Annotated in this window: 25 protein-coding genes and 1 riboswitch; of the genes, 11 read left to right on the forward strand and 14 right to left on the reverse strand. The window is 33.6% G+C overall.

The annotated features are described in order from the left end of the window. Window positions 1–5 precede the first annotated feature (5 nt). The 5 genes from RM542_RS00890 to RM542_RS00910 all read left to right on the forward strand — a co-directional run bounded on the left by RM542_RS00890 (window position 6) and on the right by RM542_RS00910 (window position 5,242). Window positions 6–569 (forward strand): DNA-3-methyladenine glycosylase I, encoded by a 564-nt coding sequence (locus RM542_RS00890; protein WP_311383818.1) that lies wholly within the window; start codon window positions 6–8, stop codon window positions 567–569. Next, a complete protein-coding gene (locus RM542_RS00895; RefSeq protein ID WP_311383819.1) occupies window positions 559–1,137 on the forward strand; it encodes a hypothetical protein in 579 nt (192 codons plus the stop codon). The genes RM542_RS00890 and RM542_RS00895 overlap by 11 nt, the downstream gene beginning before the upstream one ends. Further along, a complete protein-coding gene (locus RM542_RS00900) occupies window positions 1,118–1,810 on the forward strand; it encodes a DUF2490 domain-containing protein (RefSeq protein WP_311383820.1) in 693 nt (230 codons plus the stop codon). The genes RM542_RS00895 and RM542_RS00900 overlap by 20 nt, the downstream gene beginning before the upstream one ends. Before the next feature lie 94 nt (window positions 1,811–1,904). Next, window positions 1,905–3,557, forward strand: a complete 1,653-nt coding sequence (locus RM542_RS00905) for a solute:sodium symporter family transporter (protein WP_311384884.1) — start codon at window positions 1,905–1,907, stop codon at window positions 3,555–3,557. Window positions 3,558–3,583: 26 nt separating this feature from the next. Next, a complete protein-coding gene (locus tag RM542_RS00910; protein WP_311383821.1) occupies window positions 3,584–5,242 on the forward strand; it encodes an alpha-glucosidase in 1,659 nt (552 codons plus the stop codon). Between the two features lie 7 nt (window positions 5,243–5,249). Here RM542_RS00910 and aat read toward each other — a convergent pair whose 3' ends face one another. Next, complete coding sequence (gene aat / locus RM542_RS00915; protein WP_311383822.1) at window positions 5,250–5,918, reverse strand: leucyl/phenylalanyl-tRNA--protein transferase; 669 nt, start codon at window positions 5,916–5,918, stop codon at window positions 5,250–5,252. A 68-nt stretch (window positions 5,919–5,986) separates the two neighbouring features. Beyond that, complete coding sequence (locus tag RM542_RS00920) at window positions 5,987–6,364, reverse strand: DUF3127 domain-containing protein (RefSeq protein ID WP_311383823.1); 378 nt, start codon at window positions 6,362–6,364, stop codon at window positions 5,987–5,989. A 136-nt stretch (window positions 6,365–6,500) separates the two neighbouring features. Between RM542_RS00920 and RM542_RS00925 the strand changes: the two genes are divergently transcribed. Then, entirely contained in the window at window positions 6,501–7,649 is a 1,149-nt protein-coding gene (locus tag RM542_RS00925) for a HAMP domain-containing sensor histidine kinase (RefSeq protein ID WP_311383824.1), read from the forward strand. Between the two features lie 17 nt (window positions 7,650–7,666). Continuing rightward, window positions 7,667–8,002, forward strand: a complete 336-nt coding sequence (locus RM542_RS00930) for a hypothetical protein (RefSeq protein WP_311383825.1) — start codon at window positions 7,667–7,669, stop codon at window positions 8,000–8,002. Here RM542_RS00930 and RM542_RS00935 read toward each other — a convergent pair. Further along, the gene (locus tag RM542_RS00935) at window positions 7,995–8,387 is read right to left on the reverse strand and encodes an HIT family protein (RefSeq protein WP_311383826.1); all 393 of its coding nucleotides are present in this window, start codon (window positions 8,385–8,387) and stop codon (window positions 7,995–7,997) included. The genes RM542_RS00930 and RM542_RS00935 overlap by 8 nt on opposite strands. A gap of 70 nt (window positions 8,388–8,457) precedes the next feature. Then, a complete protein-coding gene (gene greA / locus RM542_RS00940) occupies window positions 8,458–8,931 on the reverse strand; it encodes a transcription elongation factor GreA (RefSeq protein WP_311383827.1) in 474 nt (157 codons plus the stop codon). Window positions 8,932–9,100: 169 nt separating this feature from the next. On the opposite strand from greA, the gene RM542_RS00945 reads away from it, so the two are divergent. Further along, window positions 9,101–9,538 (forward strand): hypothetical protein, encoded by a 438-nt coding sequence (locus RM542_RS00945; protein ID WP_311383828.1) that lies wholly within the window; start codon window positions 9,101–9,103, stop codon window positions 9,536–9,538. Here the strand turns inward: RM542_RS00945 and RM542_RS00950 are convergent. The 8 genes from RM542_RS00950 to RM542_RS00985 all read right to left on the reverse strand — a co-directional run bounded on the left by RM542_RS00950 (window position 9,535) and on the right by RM542_RS00985 (window position 17,675). Continuing rightward, window positions 9,535–10,524 (reverse strand): Gfo/Idh/MocA family oxidoreductase, encoded by a 990-nt coding sequence (locus tag RM542_RS00950; protein WP_311383829.1) that lies wholly within the window; start codon window positions 10,522–10,524, stop codon window positions 9,535–9,537. The two genes, RM542_RS00945 and RM542_RS00950, sit on opposite strands and share 4 nt — an antisense overlap. A gap of 46 nt (window positions 10,525–10,570) precedes the next feature. Next, window positions 10,571–12,745, reverse strand: coding sequence for a TonB-dependent receptor domain-containing protein (locus RM542_RS00955; RefSeq protein WP_311383830.1), 2,175 nt, complete (start codon window positions 12,743–12,745; stop codon window positions 10,571–10,573). Window positions 12,746–12,876: 131 nt separating this feature from the next. Further along, window positions 12,877–12,966, reverse strand: a riboswitch (TPP riboswitch). Window positions 12,967–13,046: 80 nt separating this feature from the next. Then, window positions 13,047–13,346 (reverse strand): hypothetical protein, encoded by a 300-nt coding sequence (locus RM542_RS00960; protein ID WP_311383831.1) that lies wholly within the window; start codon window positions 13,344–13,346, stop codon window positions 13,047–13,049. Window positions 13,347–13,752: 406 nt separating this feature from the next. Continuing rightward, entirely contained in the window at window positions 13,753–13,959 is a 207-nt protein-coding gene (locus tag RM542_RS00965; RefSeq protein ID WP_311383832.1) for a hypothetical protein, read from the reverse strand. Window positions 13,960–14,062: 103 nt separating this feature from the next. After that, window positions 14,063–16,162, reverse strand: coding sequence for a DUF4301 family protein (locus RM542_RS00970; protein ID WP_311383833.1), 2,100 nt, complete (start codon window positions 16,160–16,162; stop codon window positions 14,063–14,065). Further along, window positions 16,117–16,755: a nicotinamide riboside transporter PnuC gene (pnuC, locus tag RM542_RS00975; protein WP_311383834.1), complete on the reverse strand. Its 639-nt coding sequence runs from the start codon at window positions 16,753–16,755 to the stop codon at window positions 16,117–16,119. The genes RM542_RS00970 and pnuC overlap by 46 nt, the downstream gene beginning before the upstream one ends. Then, entirely contained in the window at window positions 16,739–16,999 is a 261-nt protein-coding gene (locus tag RM542_RS00980) for a hypothetical protein (RefSeq protein ID WP_311383835.1), read from the reverse strand. The genes pnuC and RM542_RS00980 overlap by 17 nt, the downstream gene beginning before the upstream one ends. A 31-nt stretch (window positions 17,000–17,030) precedes the next feature. After that, window positions 17,031–17,675: a 4'-phosphopantetheinyl transferase superfamily protein gene (locus RM542_RS00985; RefSeq protein WP_311383836.1), complete on the reverse strand. Its 645-nt coding sequence runs from the start codon at window positions 17,673–17,675 to the stop codon at window positions 17,031–17,033. 65 nt (window positions 17,676–17,740) lie between these two features. Here RM542_RS00985 and ahcY point away from each other — a divergent pair, with 65 nt between their 5' ends. The 3 genes from ahcY to RM542_RS01000 all read left to right on the forward strand — a co-directional run bounded on the left by ahcY (window position 17,741) and on the right by RM542_RS01000 (window position 20,782). Further along, the gene (gene ahcY, locus RM542_RS00990) at window positions 17,741–19,057 is read left to right on the forward strand and encodes an adenosylhomocysteinase (RefSeq protein ID WP_311383837.1); all 1,317 of its coding nucleotides are present in this window, start codon (window positions 17,741–17,743) and stop codon (window positions 19,055–19,057) included. 93 nt (window positions 19,058–19,150) lie between these two features. Next, window positions 19,151–20,254: an SDR family oxidoreductase gene (locus RM542_RS00995; RefSeq protein WP_311383838.1), complete on the forward strand. Its 1,104-nt coding sequence runs from the start codon at window positions 19,151–19,153 to the stop codon at window positions 20,252–20,254. Between the two features lie 45 nt (window positions 20,255–20,299). Then, window positions 20,300–20,782, forward strand: coding sequence for a hypothetical protein (locus RM542_RS01000; protein ID WP_311383839.1), 483 nt, complete (start codon window positions 20,300–20,302; stop codon window positions 20,780–20,782). Window positions 20,783–20,792: 10 nt separating this feature from the next. On the opposite strand, the gene RM542_RS01005 is transcribed toward RM542_RS01000, so the two are convergent. After that, a complete protein-coding gene (locus RM542_RS01005; RefSeq protein ID WP_311383840.1) occupies window positions 20,793–21,548 on the reverse strand; it encodes a LytTR family DNA-binding domain-containing protein in 756 nt (251 codons plus the stop codon). Further along, the gene (locus RM542_RS01010) at window positions 21,548–22,636 is read right to left on the reverse strand and encodes a histidine kinase (protein WP_311383841.1); all 1,089 of its coding nucleotides are present in this window, start codon (window positions 22,634–22,636) and stop codon (window positions 21,548–21,550) included. The genes RM542_RS01005 and RM542_RS01010 overlap by 1 nt, the downstream gene beginning before the upstream one ends. Window positions 22,637–22,673 lie beyond the last annotated feature (37 nt).

Below are 22,673 nucleotides of genomic sequence, written 5' to 3' on the forward strand. Positions count from 1 at the left end.
ACAATATGCAAAAACACAGGTGTGGTTGGTGTGAAGGTGATGCACTTTATGAAGCTTATCATGACAACGAATGGGGAGTACCACTTAAAGATGATGACACGTTGTTTGAGTTCTTAGTATTAGAAACGTTTCAAGCTGGTTTAAGTTGGATTACCATACTCAGAAAAAGACAAAATTTTAGAGCTGCTTTCGACCAATTTGACTATCACAAAATCGCCGAATACAAGCAGTCCAAAATAGATTCTTTATTACAAGATACCGGCATAGTACGTAACAAACTTAAAATTAATGCCACCGTATCAAATGCTAAAGCCTTTATACAAATACAAAAGCAATTTGGAAGCTTTAGCAAATACATTTGGCAGTTTGTAAATAATAAACCAATAAAGAATGCTTTCAAAAACTATAAAGACGCCCCGGCAAAAACAACGCTTTCAGATGCCTTAAGTAAAGACCTAAAGAAAAGAGGATTTAAGTTTGTTGGTAGTACTGTTATTTATGCTACCATGCAAGCTATAGGCATGGTAAATGACCATGAAACCAACTGTTTTAGATATCATGAAGTATAAACTATTCAGCACACTCATAGTTTTAGGATGTTTATTAGGTCAGGCTCAGATTAAACAAGAGCGCGAATTCAGAATTGATAAAAAGGATTTTCCTTCTCAGGCAATAGCTTTGATAAGCCCTTATGTTACTAATTCAAAAAGAGTGCGCTTTTATAAAGAAACTGATGGTGAAAAAACATCATTTGAAGCTAAGTTCAAAAAAGACAAACTCTTTTATAGTATTGAGTTTGATACCATAGGAAACCTTGAAGATATTGAGTTTGTTATTAGAAAAACTGATATTCCAACTGATGTATTCAAAAACATTGCTAATTACCTCAACGTCACCTATAAAAAAGTTAAACTAAAAAAAATTCAACAACAATATTTAGCAAAAGTCAACAATTCTGAAATAGTTTTAAAAGATGCTTTTCAAAATCTCTTACTTCAATCTATTCGTTATGAAATAATTATAAGCGCTAAAGCAAAAAAAGGCTTTCAGATTTTTGAAATAACTTTTGACTCTCAAGGAAAGCAGATTAGTACTCGTAGGTTTTCAGATTCAAAATATGACCATGTACTTTATTAATAAAAAGACATTTCATTTTTTGGCAATGTTACTTCCTACTTTAACCTTAATGGCTCAGGAAAACTTTACTGGGTATTGGCAATCTTCAATTGCCTTAAATTATGGAGTAGCAGGTGTGTATTCCCATAACTTTTCAATTAAAAACAGAAACTACATTTATAACAATGAATCTTTGCAATTGAATGTTAGGCAAATTGATTTTGCCCATTTTTCAAACTATAAAATTCAAGATAATCAAAGCCTCGCGCTGGGCATATTATATAGGTCCAGAAATATTTTTGAAGATGGTATTGATGAACTGCGTTTAACCCAACAATACAACTTGCAATCTAAACCATATGTTATACGTTATGGGCATCGTTTACGAAGTGAGCAACGCTTGAATCAAAATATTACAATTCATCGGTTTAGATATCGGTTTAGTCTTGATTTTCCATTAAAGGGAGAAAAGCTTAATGTTGGAGAGCCTTATTTTGTGGGTAATATAGAAAGCTTGCTAAGTGTTGCAAAAATGAATCAACCACAATATGATACTAGGCTCACAGCTCATTTTGGCTGGCAATTGACGAATAATACCAAGTTACAAATTGGTTCAGAGTACCGTTTAGAAAACTTCAGTCAGAACTTAGAACACATATTTTTCTTTTTAACCACCTTAAATTTCTCGCTTTAAATTGTAAGAAGCTTCTTTGAATTCCCTTCAACCTTAAACAAAACTATTTTTGTTACTTTAGCACAAACCACTTTAATCTTCAAACATTTTGGGAATTCTCACAATTATCTCGTTTTTAGGATTTACACTTTTTGTCGCTTTTGTTGCATGGTATGCTACTCGAAAAACTGATGAAAAATCGGCTGATGGCTATTACTTAGGCGGTCGTAGCCTTGGGGCAATTACCATTGCCGGTTCCTTATTATTGACAAATCTGTCAGCAGAACAAATTGTTGGATTAAATGGTCAAGCTTTTGCAGAAGGCCTAATGGTTATGGCTTGGGAAACTTTAGCAGCGATCGCAATGATTTTTACGGCAATTTATTTGTTGCCCAAATACATGAAGAAAGGAATTACTACAATTCCTGAATTTGTTGAAAAGAGATTTGACCAACAAACAAAAGCTTTGTTGTCCATACTCTTTCTCTTTGCATATGGAATAGTATTATTACCAACTATATTATATTCTGGCTCACTGGCGTTCAGTACCATGTTTGATTTACCTAATATCATGGGGGTAACTCCATGGACCGTTATATGGATATGTGTAATAACTATCGGTTTGATAGGAATGGTTTACGCCATTTTTGGTGGTTTAAAAGCCGTTGCAGTTTCTGACCTCATCAACGCAATCGGGCTTTTAATAGGTGGGCTACTGATTCCTATATTTGGCTTGTTATTAATTGGTGATGGAGATTTAGGGAGTGGATTAGGGATTTTATGGGATACTAATCCAGAAAAATTTAAAATGAAAGGGGCTGTAGATTCTTCTATCCCTTTTGGAACAATCTTTACAGGCATGATGCTTGCTCAAATCTATTATTGGGGTACTAATCAATCTATTTTACAGCGTGTTTTTGGAGCAAAAAGCCTTAAAGAAGGTCAAAAAGGAATGTTATTGGCAGCTTTCGTCAAGTTTGTTATTCCTATAATTGTTGTATTGCCAGGTATCATTGCATGGCATGTTTTTGAAGGACAGTTAGACAATCCGGATCAAGCTTATCCCGCCCTTGTTGCAAAAGTATTACCAGGTGCATTTACTGGTTTCTTTGCTGCGGTTCTTTTTGGTGCTGTATTAAGTTCGTTTAATAGTTTATTAAATAGCAGTGCAACACTTTTTGGTTTTGATTTATATCGCATGTATTTTAAGAAAGATGCTACAGAAGTTGAAACTGTAAAAGCCGGAAAAACATTTGGAATAGGACTAGCCGTTGTATCAATGTTAATTGCTCCTTTCATAGCTTTTGCTCCTGATGGTTTATTTAGTTATATCCAGCAATCTTTGGGGAGTTTAAGCGTGCCAATTTTAGCAGTAGTAATGACGGGGGTCCTCACGAAAAAAGTGCCCGCTATTGGAGCTAAAGTAGTCATGGTAGGCGGTGTGTTATTGTACTTAATTAGTCTGCTATTGTTAGAACCTCATTTTAGAGAAACCGCGGTTTCAATGGCGCAATCCCAAGGTATAACTGACTTAAATGAACTAAGTATCATTAAGGCCAAAGCCTATCCTCATTACTTACATGTAATGGGAATTTTATTCGTATTTAATATTATTGTCATGCTGGTTTTTGGTTGGCTAAAGCCAAAGAAATCAATTACGGAAGAAGAAACTACAGATGTTATAGACATCACTCCGTGGAAATATGCATTTGTTGTCGGAGCGGTAATTGCCCTTTTGGTAATCAGTACATATTTTATTTTCTCATAAATACATTTTAGATTTCATAGTTTTCAATGAAAAAGACTTGGTGGAAAGAAGGTGTGGTATATCAAATATATCCTCGTTCATTTAATGACACTTCAGGCAATGGTATTGGCGATATTGACGGTGTCATAGAAAAATTAGATTATATAAAATCTTTAGGTGTTGACATCATCTGGCTTTGCCCTGTATATGAATCACCAAACGATGATAATGGCTATGACATCAGTAATTATCGTAAAATTTCTGAAGATTTTGGTGGTCAGAAGGCTTTCAATGAATTACTTGAGAAAACCCATCAAAAAGGGCTTAAACTAGTAATGGATTTGGTTGCAAATCATACTTCAGATGAACACTATTGGTTTACTGAATCGAAGAAATCAAAGACAAATCCATATCGTGATTATTACATATGGAAGGATGGAGTAAACGGCGGTCCGCCTAATAACTGGGAGTCCTTTTTTAATGGAAGTACTTGGGAATATGATAAAACAACAGACCAATATTATTTACATTATTTCACTAAAAAGCAGCCTGACCTCAATTGGGAAAATCCGAAAGTTCGCAAAGAAATATTTGATGTTGTTGAATACTGGTTTAAAAAGGGTGTTGACGGATTTAGAATGGATGTAATTTCATTAATTTCAAAACCGGACGGCTACCCTAATTCCGAATTTGAAAAATTTCAAGAAACGATTATTAACTATTATGCCAACGGACCTAAAATTCATCAGTATTTAAATGAAATGAATCAAGAGGTTTTGAGTAAATATGATATTATGACCGTGGGAGAAGGCCCCGGAATTGATTTAGAAAATGGCCCTCTCTACGTTGACGAGAAAAGGGAAGAACTGAATATGGTCTTTCATTTTGACCATATGTTTATTGATTGTGGCGTTGGTGGAAAATACGATCCTATACCCATTAATTTTAAAACTTTTAAAACTGTTTTCAATGATTGGGACAAAGCATTAAAAAACAAAGGTTGGGGCAGTATCTTTTTGGGTAACCATGATTTTAGTAGAATGGTTTCCCGTTTTGGTAATGACAAAAAATATCATGAAGCTTCATCAAAATTGTTGGCTACGCTATTATTAACCATGAGAGGAACGACTTATATATATCAAGGTGATGAGATTGGAATGACTAATGTAGCTTATAATAGTATTAAAGATTATAATGATGTTGAAACCCTAAATGCATGGAAATCCGCTGAAGCTAATGGTCAAGATATGAATCGTTTTTTTGATGTTGTTCATCTACAAAGCAGAGATAACGCTCGTACGCCAATGCAATGGAACGATAAAAACAATGCAGGTTTTACTGATGGAACTCCTTGGCTTCAAACAAACCCAAATTATAAAAAAATCAATGTTTCAAAACAAGAAAAAAAAGCAAATTCCATATTAAATTACTATCGAGAAATGGTTGCTTTTAGAAAAGAAAATAAAACCTTTGTTTATGGAGACTATGAGTGTTTAGATGTAGACAACCCTGCTATTTATGCCTATAGACGTTGGGATGAAAACGAAAAATTTTTAGTAGTTCATAATTTTTCAGACCATTCCGTAAATTGGTCTTACAACTTAAATCAAAGGCAGTATATTTTACTTAAATCAAACTCAAGCGAAAATCAAAAAGATATTTTTGAATTTGCTCCCTGGCAAGTCAAAATTCTCAAACAGAAGTAAAACTGACTTAGTTTTCTTTATTCAATATTTGCATAAACTTATCTCGAGCCATTTCTTGTGCTCCTAAGCTTTCTAAATGCTGAGTGTACACTTGACAATCAATTAGCTTATACGACTCATTTCTGAGTTCATTTACCATATGAATAAATGCAAATTTAGAAGCATTTGAAACTAAACTAAACATGCTTTCACCACAAAATACGTGGCCTAAATCAATACCATACAAGCCACCAACTAAGTTACTATTTTGCCAAACTTCATAGGATTTTGCAAAACCTTTTTCATGCAAACTCAAGTAGGCTTCCTTCATTTTTGGAGTAATCCACGTACCTTCTTGTCCTTTGCGCTCTAGCACAGAACAATGCTCAATTACCTTATCAAAACATTTATTTTTTGTCAATTCGAATTGGTTGCTAGCGATAATTTTCCGCATGCTTTTTGAAACCTTTAATTTTTCAGGAAATAAGACCATTCTAGGATCAGGACTCCACCACAAAATCAGTGCATCTTCATTAAACCATGGAAAAATGCCATTCTGGTATGCTAGCAATAATCTTTCCGGTGATAAGTCTCCCCCAACTGCCAATAAACCTTCAGGGTTAGCATTAGAAACAGGAGGGAACTCCAATCGATCATTTAAAAAGAATAAAGGCTTATTCTTTCCATTGTTTTCCATGGATGCAATTTTTCCTTAAAAATATAGATTTTTATTAAAATTGATCTACCCAATAAGCTCAGAACTTACTAGAAAGGAAGGTCGTCGTGATCTTCTTCTTTGACATCATCAGCCGGTTCAAATGCTTCCATAGGTGGAACGGGTGGCATGCCTTCAGGACTGCTTTCTTGCTGCAGATTTTCAATACGCCAACCTTGAATACTATTAAAGTATTTGGTTTCACCTTGAGGGTTGACCCACTCACGACCTCTGAGGTTAATGCTAATTTTTACCGTCTGGCCTTCACCGTAACTATTTAATAAATCACATTTGTCTTGAACAAATTCAACCAAAATATGCTGTGGATACTGTTCTTCTGTTGTTATTACCACTTCACGCTTTCTGAAACCATTATTACCATAGGTTTTGGTCTCATCTATCATTTTGATTTTTCCCTGAACTTCCATTATAACTGAATTTATTTAAGCTTCAAAAATACGTAAAATCATGTCTAAATTGATATTGCTCTAAGGTCGTTTTTCAACAATTCCTGTCTTTTTGCGTTATCTTTGAGAGTGAACTAGTTTACTAATTCGACCTTTAATGAAATTCAATCCAAAAAGACGGACTTCGAATGTCATTCTATTGATTTCAGCTTTTGTTATTGTAAGCCTAATCCTTTGGAATACAAATATTTTCTTTGAAAAATTTAAACAGGAAGAACGTTTAAAAATAGAGAACTGGGCAGCCGCTCAAGCAAAGATTGACAATGCACCTATTGATGAAGAACTCGGAAATCTTCCAATTCAAATTCTCAGAAATAACACTTCAACACCAATGATTTTGGTAAATAAAGATGGTTCAATAAAAACTCATAATCTTATTAATGATTCTGATTTAGACACTATTCAAATTGAAAACAAGATTAAAAAGTTTCAAAATGAAAATGAACCTATTTTAATGACTTACAAAGGGGAAGAACTTGCTACACTTTATTACGGCAATTCTGATGTGCTCAACAAATTAAAATACTATCCGATTGCTCTACTACTTATTATCTTTCTTTTTGGAGCGGTAATTTTCTTTTTCTTTAAAACAAATAAAGCATCCGAACAAAACAAGTTGTGGGCCGGTATGGCTAAAGAAACTGCCCATCAAATAGGCACCCCCTTAACTTCTTTATTAGGCTGGAACGAAATTTTAAAGTCGGAAAACATCAATCCGGAAATCACTAAAGAAATAGAAAAAGATATTGACCGCTTACAAACCATAACAGAGCGCTTTTCTAAGGTAGGCTCTGTTCCCAATTTAGAAGTTCATGATATTGTCGCTGAGACTGAAAAGGCCTATCAGTATCTAAAAAGAAGAAGTTCTAAACTTATTCATTTTTCATTTAGTTCTGAATTAAATGAACTTTCTGTACTATTAAACCCGCCTTTATACAATTGGAGTATTGAAAACCTCGTTAAGAATGGTATAGATGCTATGAAAGGCAAAGGAAATATTGCTATTCAAATAGAAAAGAATGGAAATTTCGTGAATATTATGATTTCAGATACTGGACACGGAATTTCAAAAAGTGATTATCAATCCATCTTTAACCCAGGAGTTACCTCAAAAAAAAGAGGCTGGGGATTAGGTTTGTCTTTAGTTAAAAGAATTATTGAAGAGTACCATAAAGGAAAGATAAAAGTGCTTTCTTCTAGTAAAGAAGGAACCATTATGCAAATTTCACTTAAAGCAGTTGTTTAGTTATGTCGAAGCAAAATATGGTTCTGATAAAAGAGGCAGAAATTACCAATAACTGCCCGGAGTGTTTTAACCAAGAGTTAAAACTATCTTTTTATCAAAAACATACCTACACTCTTTTTTATCATAAAACTACCAATGAAGTTAGTCACGAAATTAAGTGCAAGAAGTGTTTTTCAATGATTTATCCTATAAATTGGACCCCTGATATTGAAAGGGTTTTCGAGTATTATAACAAGTTGATTGAGCCTAATAAATCTTCAACTAAATTCACAACACTATTTTACGTTTTAATACTTGTTGTTTTTGCTTTGATTACAGGAGGGATTTACATGTACCTTGAAGGTGTTATTTAAGTTTGTTCTTTATGGAAGTTGCTATAATTTCAAAATCTTCTTTTGTTAAACTTACCTTTTTTTGAAAAGTAGCATTTTCCATACTTTGAAGTGGGATTAAATGAACATGTACATGAGGTACTTCTAAACCAATTACACTAATGCCCACTCTTTTGCATTCAATAGCTTGTTCTATAGCTTGTCCAACTTTTCTAGCAAATTTCATTAGTCCTAAATAAGTTGATTCATCCAAATCCAGAATCTTATCAACTTCTTTTTTAGGAACACATAAGGTGTGCCCTTTTGCATTTGGATTGATATCTAAAAAAGCAAAAAAATTATCATCCTCTGCAATTTTATAACAGGGTATATCACCTTGGATTATTTTAGTAAATATGCTTGCCATAATATTTGATTGAAATAAAAAATCCTGACTTAAAAATCAGGATTAAATATACCATATTTTGAAAATGAAATTATCTTGTTATCTCTAAAATATCAAATTTCATTGTACCGTTAGGTACCTTTATTTCCGCCACATCACCAACAGTTTTTCCTAACAAACCTTTACCAATAGGGGAGTTCACTGAAATTTTACCAGACTTTAAATCTGCTTCACTTTCAGCCACTAAGGTATATTTCATTTCCATACCATTAGTTTGATTTTTTAATTTAACTGTAGATAGCACAAGCACTTTTGAAGTATCTAATTGTGACTCATCAATTAACCGGGCATTCGATAATGTCTCTTCCATCTTAGAAATCTTCATTTCTAGCAAGCCTTGAGCTTCTTTGGCTGCGTCATATTCAGCATTCTCCGAAAGGTCTCCCTTGTCTCTGGCCTCTCCAATTGCTTGAGAAGCTTTAGGTCTTTCAATATCTCTCAAATAATCTAGCTCTTCTTTTAGGTTTTTTAAACCTTCAGGGGTGTAGTATGAAACTTTACTCATAACATTAATTTTATGAAAAAAGGCATCGGAGAAAGCTATTAATCTTTCTCGATGCACTTGTCTTTAATAATCGAAAAATCCTCTGACACGACTATACGAATATAGTTTAGCGAGGATTTAACGCAAATATATACATTTTTTGATGATTTTTGTATTAAACTCTTCATATATGAAAGCGCGTTTAGCCCTGATTTTGTTAGTGTTAACTCTATCATGTGATAGTGGAACAACTAATAGAAACCCATTTTTACAAGAAGTAGGTTTTAGGTTTGAATTAAATTTAAACCTACCCCTCTATAACAACCTTAATAATATAGGAAACCCTATTTATGTAGGTAATGATGCCGTTGGCACCCGTGGGGCTTTTGTAATGAAAACAGGTTTAGATACATTTTTTGCTTTTGAAGCTAGTTGTCCTAATCATGCACCTAATACATGCTCTACTATGACAATTGATGGTCAAAATGTGGTATGTTCTTGTGAAGATTTCACCTATAACTTGTTTACTGGTCAATTTTTGAACAGACCTGATGATGGTGCACGTTATTACGACTTACTTTTTTATAGAGCAGTACAAAGTGGTAGTTCAGTAATAATTTCAAACTAAATAATTCCTAAAATTTTATCCATCACCCAACTGGTATGAAGGCCAGAATTTCCGGTGGAAGGATGTATTTTCTGTCCTGAAAGATGCATTTGCATATTAGCAACATGGTATTGATGTAAATGCTTAGGATGCTCTATAAATAAAGATTGATTTTTTGTTTTAGAAATCAATTCAATCGGAAACTCGCCTAAAACAGAAAATCGAATTTCGCCTTTTGAACCAAATATCTCCACTTTATCTTGACGTTCATGAACACCAAATATCCAGCTTCCTTCGCCTGTTATACCATTTTTATGAATCCAGCTACCTGTAACCGCATCATAGGCTGAATACAAGCCTTGTTGATTGACCGCAAACCCCGACGCATTTTCTATATCACCCAGTAAGAACGTAAACAAGTCTAAACCATGACTTCCAATATCGTCAAAATAACCGGCTTTGGCAATACTGGCATCCGTTCTCCAATTGTATTCGCGGTTTAAATCTAAAGGACTTGCACTTCTGCTTTTGTGCCATCTAATATGGCGTACATCGCCAATTAAATTAGCATCAAGCCATTCCTTAACTTTTAAAAATCGAGGTAAAGACCTACGATAATAAGCAATAAAAAGTGGAAGGTTCTTTTCTTGAAAAGCATTGAAAATTTCTAAGCTATCCGCATAATTTGGTGCCATAGGCTTTTCAATGCAACAAGGTTTACCGGCCTCAGCAACCTTTAACCCATAAAGCTTATGCGTATCAGGAGGTGTCGCAATATAGACAGCATCAATTTCAGGATTGTTTATAACCTCAGAAGCCTTATTGGTGAAAAAAGGCACTTGATGTCTTTTAGCATAATCTTCCGACTTATCTAAACTCCTTCGCATAACAGCTGCAAGTTTAAAACCTTCTGTCAAATTATAGGCTGGCCCACTTTTGACCTCAGTAACATCACCGCAACCTATAATACCCCAGCGTAGTGGATTGTCTTTTGAAAAGGATACCATACTTTTTTATTTAAAAATACGGTATCCTTTAAAAACTAAATAAGAATTAAAAGTTTAAAGTAGCTCCTACCAGAAAGTTGGTTCCTGCCTGTGGATAAAATCCTGCTCCTTCAATAGTTGTAACTGTTCCAGGGTTTGAAAAATCATCATCAAATGTGAAAAAATAGCCATTTGATTCAAACTTAGCATTGAATATATTATTCACTAAACCTGACAAAACAATACTATCTAAAAATCCATTACATTTTAATTCGTACTGTACATTAAAATCTGTTTGAGAATATGCTTCTAAAATTGAAGCTTCAGCATCTATGTTACCCATGAACTGCTCACCGACATATTTTGATAATAAAATCAATTGCAATTCTGGTTTTGGAAAATATGTCAAAAGATTACCAGCAATTAATTTAGGTGAGTATGCAATATTTGTATTTCCCAAATTCTGAACAACACCATCACGTTGAAAAATAAATTCTTGATTTTTATTACTACTTAATGCAATATTAGGGGTAATACTAAACTTATCATTTAATCGAATATTGGCGTCAATTTCAAGGCCTAAACGATAACTATCGCCCACATTAGCTCTTAAGGGAGCACCCACATCGTTTAACTCTCCTGTAAGTACCAATTGATCACGATATTTCATATAGTAAACATTTGTATTTACTTGAACATCACTACTCACATAGCGCCAACCTAATTCAAAATCTTTTAAATTTTCTGGTTTCGGATTTCCGTTTTCATAATCGTTTCTATTAGGCTCACGATTAGCAACTGCATAAGAAAAATAGAAGTTATTCTTTTTATTCAAGTCATAAGTAATTCCGGCTTTCGGGTTGAAAAAATTAAATATATCATCCACGAGGCCCGTATCTTCTCCATTAGCTTGGTAACCTACTGATCTATACTGCAAATCACCATACAAAGACCATTTGCTATCTAATTTATAATTTGCTTTAGTATACAAGTTAAAATCAGTTTTGGTTGAGGTATCGTCATAATAACGGTCTCTGTATTCGCTATTACTGGCAAATCTCGCCCATATCACTTCACCAAAGTGGTCGCCTTTATAAGTATTCCATCCTCCTCCGATGATAAAATTGAGTTTATCTTTTTCATAATTAGCCGAAAAAACAGCTCCATAAAAGTCATTGTCTAACCATCTACGGCGTATTAAATCAGTGGTGTTAACTACTTCGCCATCTACATTTAAAGGAGTAAACCCATAGGTATCAAAATCATCATCTTCTCTAAATTGTTCGAAAAAACCACGTCCACGAGTATAATGAATTGCCAAGTTTGAACTCCAATTAGCTGACAGTTTCTCGTTCCATAACAATTGAAAATGATCTTGTTTATAATTATCAACTTCATTTTCGTAAAACTGAGTAACACCATTTTCGTCCGTATAAATTCCAGAAGGATTGAAAGTTCTATCAGATTCTAGGGTATTTTCATCTATACCATACCAGGCTTGATAAGTAATTTCGTGACCTCCAAAAAGCAGCGCTTTAATTAAGGTGTTCTCATCCTTATAGGCAGCCTGAAGAAAATAAGATTCTAAATCTACCCTAGCCCTATCGATATAACCGTCAGAATTTATTTGAGATAGTCTTCCAGAAAGTTCAATATGATTGTTTAGTAAACCTGTGCTAAACTTGACATTATTCCGAAGTGTATTAAAACTACCTAATGAAGAAGAAACTTGAGCAAAAGCCTCCTCAGAATACCCATCAGTTAGCAAATTTAAACTGGCGCCAAAAGCACCGGCACCGTTGGTAGAGGTACCTACCCCTCTTTGCAATTGTAAACTTTCAGTTGAAGATGCGAAATCTGGCATGTTTACCCAAAACGTACCCTGCGACTCTGCGTCGTTGTAAGGAATTCCGTTTATAGTCACGTTTACCCTTGTCGCATCACTACCACGAACTCGAATTCCGGTATACCCTACCCCAGCACCTGCATCAGATGTAGTTACAACAGAAGGTAAAAAATTCATTAAAATTGGAATGTCTTGACCTAAATTTCTAGGCTTAATATCTTCTTTTGAAAGATTTGAAAAAGTAACTGGTGATGCATTTGTTACTCGCACTGCAGACACAAATACTTCATCTAATACTACTTTTTTTCCTATTAAAGAATCAGTGGTTTGTTGTTGGGCGAAAAGCCCCATTGTCAGCCAAAAAAAAGCTGAAATTGTAAAAATAAGAGTCTTCATTCGTAAAAATTTTACGAATAAAAGGGGCTATTATTCTAAGTTAAAATTGATTTTTGTCTTATTATAGACGGTTTTCCAAAATTAGGTCAGTCGTTACTTATACTGGCCCCTCGCTAAAAATACCACAAGATATTTTCTTAATGCTCGGTCCCTTAGCAGCATTACCTGCCCAGGTTCATTGGGTATAATCTCAGCTTTTTACAGCACCCCTTTGAGATGGGTACAAAAATAAGCTTACATTTTATATAAACCAAAAAAGACTGCAAATGCAGCCTTTTAATTCCTATGAAATATTCAAAAGCTATTTAAGCTTAAACCATCTTCCGTATGAATCAATATAAACAGTTCTTCTTGTACCACTCTGTAGTACCATTATTAATTTAAATTGATTTTTGGAGTTTTTATAAACAGCGGCTAATTTTGAAGTAGGGTACTGCTTCAAAATCTCTTCCACAACAGGAGGAGTAAGCTCACTAGAATTTACTTTTTTAAATTCGTCAGTGAATATTTCCATAAATTCAATGGGTTCATTAATTGATTCTATATTTTTCGCATTCAAATTGAAAGCAAAAAGCGCTACTAAAAAGAAAATATTCTTCATGATTTTTAATTTATGCGGATTCATTAGGTTTTAAATACGAACTATAAGTTAGTTTTAGATGTTATCAAACTCAGAATTTTAATTTAGAACATAAAAAAAGACTGCAAATGCAGTCTTTTAAATCGGGCCTACTAAGAAAAATTCGGGGGAAAGGCGTTTTAAACACCATTCTTAGTAAACCGTCTTGGATAAAGTATGGTTAGTGTAGCATAGCTAAATCCTTTTCTTATAAATATCTTTTTTGGGTAGTATGACTAACAAAGACCAAACAAAACTTAAAATTCCAATAATTAAAAATGCCCAAACCAAATTATTCAAATCCATGCTATTGTTCAAAATCTAAAAAAAGGACCGAAATCAAATGATACGGCCCTTTCAACCAAATCAACCAACCAAAACTGAGGGCTTATAAAGACACCTCAGAATTTTTGTTTTCAATATTTTTTAATTCCGCTGTGTTATCAGCAACATTATCTACTCGTTCGACCTTCTTTTTTATATTGAGTGCTTTCTCTAATTCCGTTTCTTCCATTTCATTTGTAAAATGTGCACCTACAAATAGCAATATCACTGTTGCTATTCCTAAGATTGAAGATTTTACTAACTCGTTCATTTTTTATGGTCTTTACTAGTAAGACACTTTCTTTTTTAAAAAGTCACTTAAAAACAAAAAAACCGCCAAATAGGCGGTTTTTATAAGATTGTTTTGTAATCATTTATCCTTGATGCGACGGTTTTAACAGGTCATTTACTGTTTTTACAGGATTGAAAGTGACTAATGGTACCTCAACAAAAATTGTATTCCAAAATGCCATAGCACCATTCCATAAGCCTGGTAATTCGAGTGCTTTTAATTCTTTACCTTCTTTAGTCTTACCAGTAATAAAACCCTGTTTAGTATCAACAAAGTTTAATAAATCAAATTTATCTCCTTTATGGTTTCTAACTGCACACACTAAATCGACCGGATTGAAATGAGTAGAATTCTTGAGAATTGAAACTTGAGATGGGTTATCCATATCAATTTGTGCAGACTCTATGATTTGAAGTGAGATATTGCCTCTTTTATCTTTTATAAAAAATGGACCCCCACCAGGCTCACCCTCATTTTTAACCATGCCACAAACTCGAATAGGTCTATTCAATTGTGCCTTTAAAAAGATAGCCTTCTCATCAATTGAAAGCTGTTTATAGTCCATTGAAAAACCAACATTTAGCTTTTCCGTTAAAAAAGATATTATTTCTTGTTCTTTAGCTTCTGTAATGGCTTCAGATTCCAAAAAACTAGCAAATTCAAAAGTCTTAGATTGCAGCTTCAATAAAATTCCTGCTAACATTTTCTTACTATCAGCAACAGCAGAAAGATTTGCATCTACAACAACATTATCAATGTTCTTTATAAAAATTATATCTGCATCTTGATCATTTAAATTCTCAATTAAAGCGCCATGACCTCCTGGTCTAAACAATATGGAACCATCAGAATTTCTAAAAGGCGAATTATCCATACTTACCGCTAAAGTATCCGTGGAGGATTTCTGATTGGAATATGTGATTTTAAAATTAGTCTTAGTTCTTGTTGAGATTTTTGGTGTATTAGCCTGCTCCTCTTTTTTAAACATGGCATCATGCTGTTCAGAAATTGTAAAGTGCAAGTTAGCTTCTTCCTTGGTTTTAGCATATAAGGCAGCTTCTTTTAAATGTTCTTCAAAAGGGGTTGCTGATTCTGATTCATACTCATGAAAAGGTAATAACCCTTTAGGAAAGAAACCATAATTTAAGCCTTGCTCGGTCAACATTTCTTTTACAAAATTAAAGGCTTGCTCTCCATCAGAAATGTTATCGCCAGATAAACGATTCATTATTAAATTGTAAAAAGGAAATTGCTTCATTCCATCAACAAATCTCTTTACATCAATATCATTCGTTCTATCTATATAAGATGCTAAACTCTCCTGCTGAGGGTTGTATAAATCAATAAAATTAAACATCGCCTTAAACATACGACTGGCGGCACCAGAAGCAGGTACGAATTTCAAAAGAGATAATTCTTCTTTATTATTTTCAAAAAAACTTATAAACTCTTTCTGTTCTTCTTCGGAACATCTCATTATTCCCTCTCCAACAACAGCCGCCTTTTCTAAATCAACAAACGGAATTCCTTCATTAAAAGTGGCGATTTGGTCTTCTACCTTTTCTGTTGTAATACCTTTATTTTGAAGTTGTATTAAATCTTTATCTGTAAAATCAATCATGCCTTTCGATAGTTTTTCAATATGTTCAACAGCAGTTTTCAACCGCACATCTTTATCTCCGTTTAAAGTAATAAAATTCTTATTATATTTTTCAAGGGTGTCTTTAAAATAGTTAAACATTTTTTCACGCTCATCAGGCTTATCCCTTAAATCATCAGCTTCCCAAGGTGTGTCAATATTTGTTAGCAGGTATAAATCGTAACTATTTTCTAATGCATATTTTTCTAATAAAGAGTCACATTTACCAATGTAATAGGCTTCAGAGTAGACTTTAGTTTCCAATAAATCGGTGTCACAAAAAAGAATTTTATTGGCTTTTTTACTTATTGAATTTTCTAGTTTAATTTGCCCTTCGGCTATTGGAAGTAAGTCATGAGGTTCACAAGTTTTCTTTTCTCTATCCCACTTTTCTTGAAGATACTCACGAGCATATTCAGGCACCCACTCCGTTTTGTAATAATCAGCAAGTTGTTTAGCCAAAGTTGTTTTACCTGTTGATTCAGGACCAAATAGTACTATTTTAATAAGGCTTGTGGGCTCTTGTTTAAGTTTTTCTTCCATGCTTGATAGCCATAAATGGCAATAATGGTAAATAATAAATATTGAAAAGATGAGAATACTAGTCCTTTATAAAGGTAAAGCGGCACTGAAATTAAATCCCCAAGAATCCAAAAAATCCAATTTTCTAATTTCTTTTTAGCCATTAACCACATTCCTACAAAAAATATAGCTGTCGTAAAGGTGTCAACATAGGCTGTCCAATTATCAAACTTGTCAAAGATTAAATAGACAATAACAACTAGTAATATAGCTCCAAAAAAAAGGAAAACTCCCCATTTCTTATCTTTTTGATTGATTACGGTAATAGGAATAAAGTGGGTGTCATCAACTTTTCGTGTCCAGATATACCAGCCAAACATACTCATTACAAAGTAGTAAGCATTAATAAGCATATCACCCAAAAGTCCGTAAACTAAAAGTATATAAACCGCAATAGCCGTTGCGATAATTCCTGTTGGATAAACCAAAATGTTTTCTCGTTTTGAAAACCAAACACTTAGCAGCGCAAAAAAAACACTTATAGATTCCAACACAACAATATGTGTTGGAACGCCATCGTATTGCGAAAAAATCCAATCAAAAATGTGGCTCATAATCGCTTCGGTCAGATTTTACCAATTTCATATGTAACAAACCCTTATCCATTAACTCGAAAGCGATTTCAATTTCAGTTTGTAACACATCCATTACCTTGTTATATTCTCCAAAAACTTGTGTGCTCAACGGATTCTCTAAAATTGTAAGACCAGAGATCCTAAGTTTTTTAATAAAACTGATGATATGAACTTCAAAATCGTCTTGTAAAGGAGAAAAAGTTAGTTCTGCTGATATGTTCATTATGGTGTTTTGCATTTAGAAGGCAAAGCTACTAAATACTATCTTTTGAACGAAGCGCGTAGACACATGTAAAATCTTCAAACTCTAAAAAAGAAACTTTGTAATTAGACTTCTGACCCTCATATAATATTTGAGCAGTTGTTTCCAAATCAGAAAAATAGAAGTCTTTTACATCAATATGTTTTAGAAAACTCAATCCGGGTTGTGCGTATATTTTATAAAGAGACTCTTTAGCACCCCAAACAATCGTTAACTTTCTTATAATCGCTTCAGAATTTGCCAAAGTTCTGTATTCTTCGAGAGGAGTAAATTTATGCGCAATCCGAAGAATTTTATCGCGTTGTTTTTCAATATCAATACCAACCTCCAATGCTTTACTAACAATTATTGCCGTAAACTCATTTGAATGTGTGATAGATATATACCTGCCGTCATGTAAAAAAGGTTTACCAAAATCATTATAATACACTGCTGCATCATCAAAACCTGCTGCAGCAAATAAATGTCGAATGCTCAAAAAAGCGCGACGATGCATTTTAGATTTCATCTTCTGCATTCGTAGCTCACAGTGCTCCGTTAAAATCACATTTTTAGCAAGTGAGTTTTCAGATTCTGTTACTTTCCAAATATAGACCTTAGTGTCAGATGAAACTGTTATGGTTTTGTAAATAGGCACGGTAGAAAGTTATGTAATTTGTACCTTTGCACCTCAAAATTGCTTGAAAATAAATCGAAAAAATTATGAATACGAAAACAATTCCGTTTGTGCCTTTTAAGGTTAAAGATATTGCTCTTGCCGAATGGGGAAGAAAAGAGATTGATTTAGCTGAAGCTGAAATGCCAGGATTAATGGCTTTGCGCGAAGAATATAAAAATGAACAGCCTTTAAAAGGCTCTAGAATTGCAGGTTGTCTACATATGACCATTCAGACTGCAGTTTTAATTGAAACCTTGGTTGATCTTGGAGCAGATGTCACTTGGAGTTCTTGTAATATTTTTTCTACTCAAGACCATGCTGCAGCTGCTATTGCCGCTGCTGGAATACCAGTTTATGCTTGGAAAGGAATGAACGAAGAGGAATTTGATTGGTGTATTGAACAAACCTTGTTTTTTGGTGAAGACAGACAGCCTTTAAATATGATTCTGGACGATGGCGGTGATTTAACTAATATGGTATTAGATCAGTACCCAGAACTAGCTGCAGGAATCAAAGGGCTTTCTGAAGAAACTACTACAGGTGTACATAGATTATACGAAAGAGTTAAGAATGGCACCTTACCAATGCCTGCAATTAATGTCAACGACTCGGTCACTAAGTCGAAATTTGATAACAAATATGGCTGTAAAGAAAGTGCTGTTGATGCCATCCGTCGAGCGACGGATACTATGTTAGCTGGTAAACGTGTTGTTGTTGCTGGTTACGGTGACGTTGGTAAAGGAACTGCTGCTTCATTTAGGGGAGCTGGTTCTATTGTAACGGTGACTGAAATTGACCCAATCTGCGCTTTACAAGCTTGTATGGACGGTTTTGAGGTTAAAAAATTAGAATCCGTAATCCAAAATGCTGATATCGTAATTACCACCACAGGTAATAAGGATATCATTCGTGAAGAGCATTTTAGAGCTTTAAAAGACAAAGCTATTGTTTGTAACATTGGTCATTTTGATAATGAAATTGATATGGCTTGGCTAAATGATGAATACGGTAATACCAAAGATGAAATAAAACCTCAAGTAGACAAATATACTATTGAAGGAAAAGATGTCATCATTTTAGCGGAAGGACGTTTAGTTAACCTTGGTTGTGCTACTGGTCATCCAAGTTTTGTCATGAGTAATTCTTTTACAAACCAAACCTTAGCTCAAATTGAACTATGGAATAACAGTGCTAATTATGCGAATGAAGTTTATATGTTACCTAAACACCTAGATGAAAAGGTTGCAAAGTTGCACTTGGCAAGACTAGGAGCTGAATTAACTGAACTAAAGCAAGATCAGGCAGAATATATTGGTGTAACTGTAGAAGGCCCTTACAAACCTGAATATTACAGATACTAAAAGCAAAGTTTTTATTTGTATCATAAAGAACCCTTGCATAACTGCAAGGGTTTATTTTTTAAGTACGATATTTAGCATATCAATCAACTATCAATGAACATCATTTTAACAGGTGCCACTGGCACCTTAGGTTCTCAAGTATTATTCTCATTATTAGAAACTAGACTTCAAGAAATTGAAATGCTCTATTTAATTGTTAGAAAAAAAAATAGAGCTTCCGCTGCAGATCGTATAGCTAGTATGTTGGAAAGTGAAATAGCCCCAGTAACAATAAAAAACAATCAAAAAACAATAAAAAACAAGGTTCAGGTAGTCGATGCAAAAGAAGTTTTTGAACCTCTAAGCTTTTTGAAGAAAACTAATACTTACTATTTTATTCATTCAGCGGGTTACGTAAATTTATCCGTAGACCCAAGTAGCGAACAAGAGATTTTTAAAGAAAATTTAAGTTTTACAGAGCAGATTTTCAACACCTATAAATCGTATCTAAAAAAGTTTATTTATATCAGCACAGCATTTTCCATTGGCAAATTAGATGGGATATTGAAAGATAATTATGTGGCTATAGAACAAAATGAATATCGAAATTTTTATGAAGCTTCAAAACATGCCGCTGAAAAATATCTCGTAAAGGCAGGGCTAGAGAACAAAATTGCGATTCAAATTTTAAGACCCAGTGTTCTTGGAGGCAATATAATGGATAGACCTTCATTTTTTATTTCTAAATACATGGTTTTTTACCTTTTTGCAAAATTTTTTCACCGCAATAACTCTGATGATATGGTTCGTATTCAGGCCAATTCGGATAGTAAACTGAATATCATTCCAACAGATTATGCTGCCAAAGTCATTACCAAAGTCTTTGACACAACTATAGAACAACTAAATATTGTTAACTCCAAAGGCACTCAAATCTTTACAGGTATTACTAAAATTTTGGAAACTGTTGATTTTAAAAACTTTAGGTTAACTCAAGAGTTATTAGAAACGGCTAATGAATTTGAAAGTACCTTAGAAAAGTTTTATTACGAAACCATTGGTATTCATTTAACTCCGTACCTAACGGCAAAACCTTACGAATGGGACACCACCCTTTTAGAAAGTATTTTACCTATACCTCAATATAATTTAGAAGAATACCTGGTAAACACCATTGAATATGCCAAAGAAAATGGTTTTAGAAACCAAAGATGGTAAAAGCAACCCTTCTCCTTTTACAACGTCTTTATTAAAAAGGTAACCATGGTAAAGCATTCTCTTCAAATAATTTATTCTCTTTCTTTATCGCTTCTTTTCAGCTGCACACCATCATCAAATGATGCCTTAGAATTAACAGAAGAAATCAATGCTGTCTCTTTTAAGTTAGACGTCCCTGCTGGTTGGTCACTTCAAATTGACCAAGGAATAGATACTTACATCGGTAGAATAGCAAATGAAAGTGATACTATTTTTTTTGACTATGGCTACCTTAGTTTTGGAGGTTTAGATCTTGTTGACGAAAATGATAATACCATTTCTTTTGAACGCACTTTGATTAATGGAATACCTTCTATTATTGTTAAAGAAAACACTCCTTATGAAAATAGCAGGAGCATCCGTTTGAGTGCCTATATTGATTCAGGAGATAGAACAAGTCTTAATAGACTATATTGTTTTGACCCAAGCGACGAAGCTACAATACGTGCTATTATGAAATCACATGTTTTTTTACCTATAACTAATTAATTTGGATAAATCACATATCTAACCAGCGCTTAAAATTTGTAGTTCGTTCTCTTGAAACAATAACTTTTTCTTCCTCTTTAGGTAGAATTTTAAGTAGTAAGCGACTATTAAAGTAACTATGTATCTCGGTTACTGACTTTACCGAAACCATAAATTTTCTGTTAATCCTAAAAAAGTGCACGGGATTCAAGATATTCTCCAATTGGTCAATAGTATATTCAATTGGATATGATTGACCTGAATGTGTTTGTAAACAAATCATACCTTCATGTGATTTAAAATAGGCAATATCTTCCACGTTAAAAGACTTAAACATATTACCTACTTTAACCATAAATCGATGTTTATACTCTTTATGAAAAAGCTGTTTTAAATGTTCAAGATTTTCGGTCGCCCCATTCCCGTTTCTGGTAATATTTTTTTTGAATTTTTCTAAGGCCTTTTTCAAGTCTTCTTTAACGATAGGTTTTAATAAATAATCTAAACCGTTGTACTTAAAACCACGAATAGCAAATTCATTATAAGCAGTTGTAAAAATGACTGGAGGATGTTCTTCAAGGCCATCCAATATATCAAAGCCATACCCGTCGTTCAATTGAATGTCTAAAAAAACAAGATCAGGTTGTTCGTTTTTATTAAACCATTTTGAGCCACTTTCAACGGAATTAAGTATTGCTTCAAGCTTAATATCAGGGGCCAGTTCATTAACCAATTGCCCTAAACGTTTAGCTGCAAACTCTTCGTCTTCAACGATAATAGCTTTCATTAAGAAATGGCTTTTAAATTCATTTTAGTGATATTTTCACTTAAAAGAGGAATAATAACTTCAAAAAAATCGCTTTCCTTACGAACTAGGACTTGTTTATTAGTGTAAAAAGCATATCTCTTTTTAATGTTTTTAATACCTAATTCAGTTGTCTTTTCCTTTAAATTTCTCTTTTGAAAATTATTTTTAATAACTAAAGCATCCTTGCTAATCGTTGAAATTGAAACTTTTAAGGGCTTTTCTTTGCTATATAAATTATGCTTGAGGGCGTTTTCAACCAACATTTGTAAGGAGAGGGTTGGTATTAAATATCGCTCTGGGTCCACGCTTATATTAAGGTCAATGGTTACGGCTTCTTTATGGCGCACATCCATCATAAAAGTAAAAGCATCCAAAAATCCAAGTTCCTTACTTAATGTTACTAAATCATGTTCGCGATTATCTAAAATGTACCGATAACTTCGAGCCAACCTAGTTACAAAATCAGAAGCCAAATCTCTATCCTCATACATTAAAGATGTTAATGTGTTTAAACTATTGAATAAAAAATGAGGGCTAATTTGATTTTTTAATGAAGCGTATTGTGACGCCAACATATCTTTCTGTAAATCTTCTAGTTGTTTCTCCAATTCATCATGGTGATTCATAGCATAATGAAACATATTAGCAAAAATGACGGCCATTCCAATTAAAACCCCTCTTGAAAAGTCTATAATAAATTGTTGCTCCGGTCCATTAGGGCAAACAATTCCCCAAGCTTCTTTAAATGTAAATTGTGCTAAATAATACACTAAAGCACACATAGGCAACATGATTGACATGTTAATACATATAATCTTTAAACTTCTTTTAAGGTTAAGTCGACAATACTTTTTATGACGTTTTAATAAATAATCGTTTACCTCCCAAGTGAGCATAAGAAGGAAAAAAGCGCTGACATAATAAAACAGACTAGTTGAAGTAAATAACCCTTCATATTCTTTTCCGTCATGCTCCATGGTCATCTTAACCGCAAAATACACCACATTGACCACCATCCAGCGGAACAAAAACTTATGAACTCCTTTTTTACTAAAAAAACCTTTCATCGCAACTTTAAAGATACATAAGTATTAAGTTGTTATT

The sequence above is a fragment of the Croceitalea sp. P059 genome (genome assembly GCF_031846365.1).
Taxonomy (GTDB): Bacteria; Bacteroidota; Bacteroidia; order Flavobacteriales; family Flavobacteriaceae; genus Croceitalea; species Croceitalea vernalis.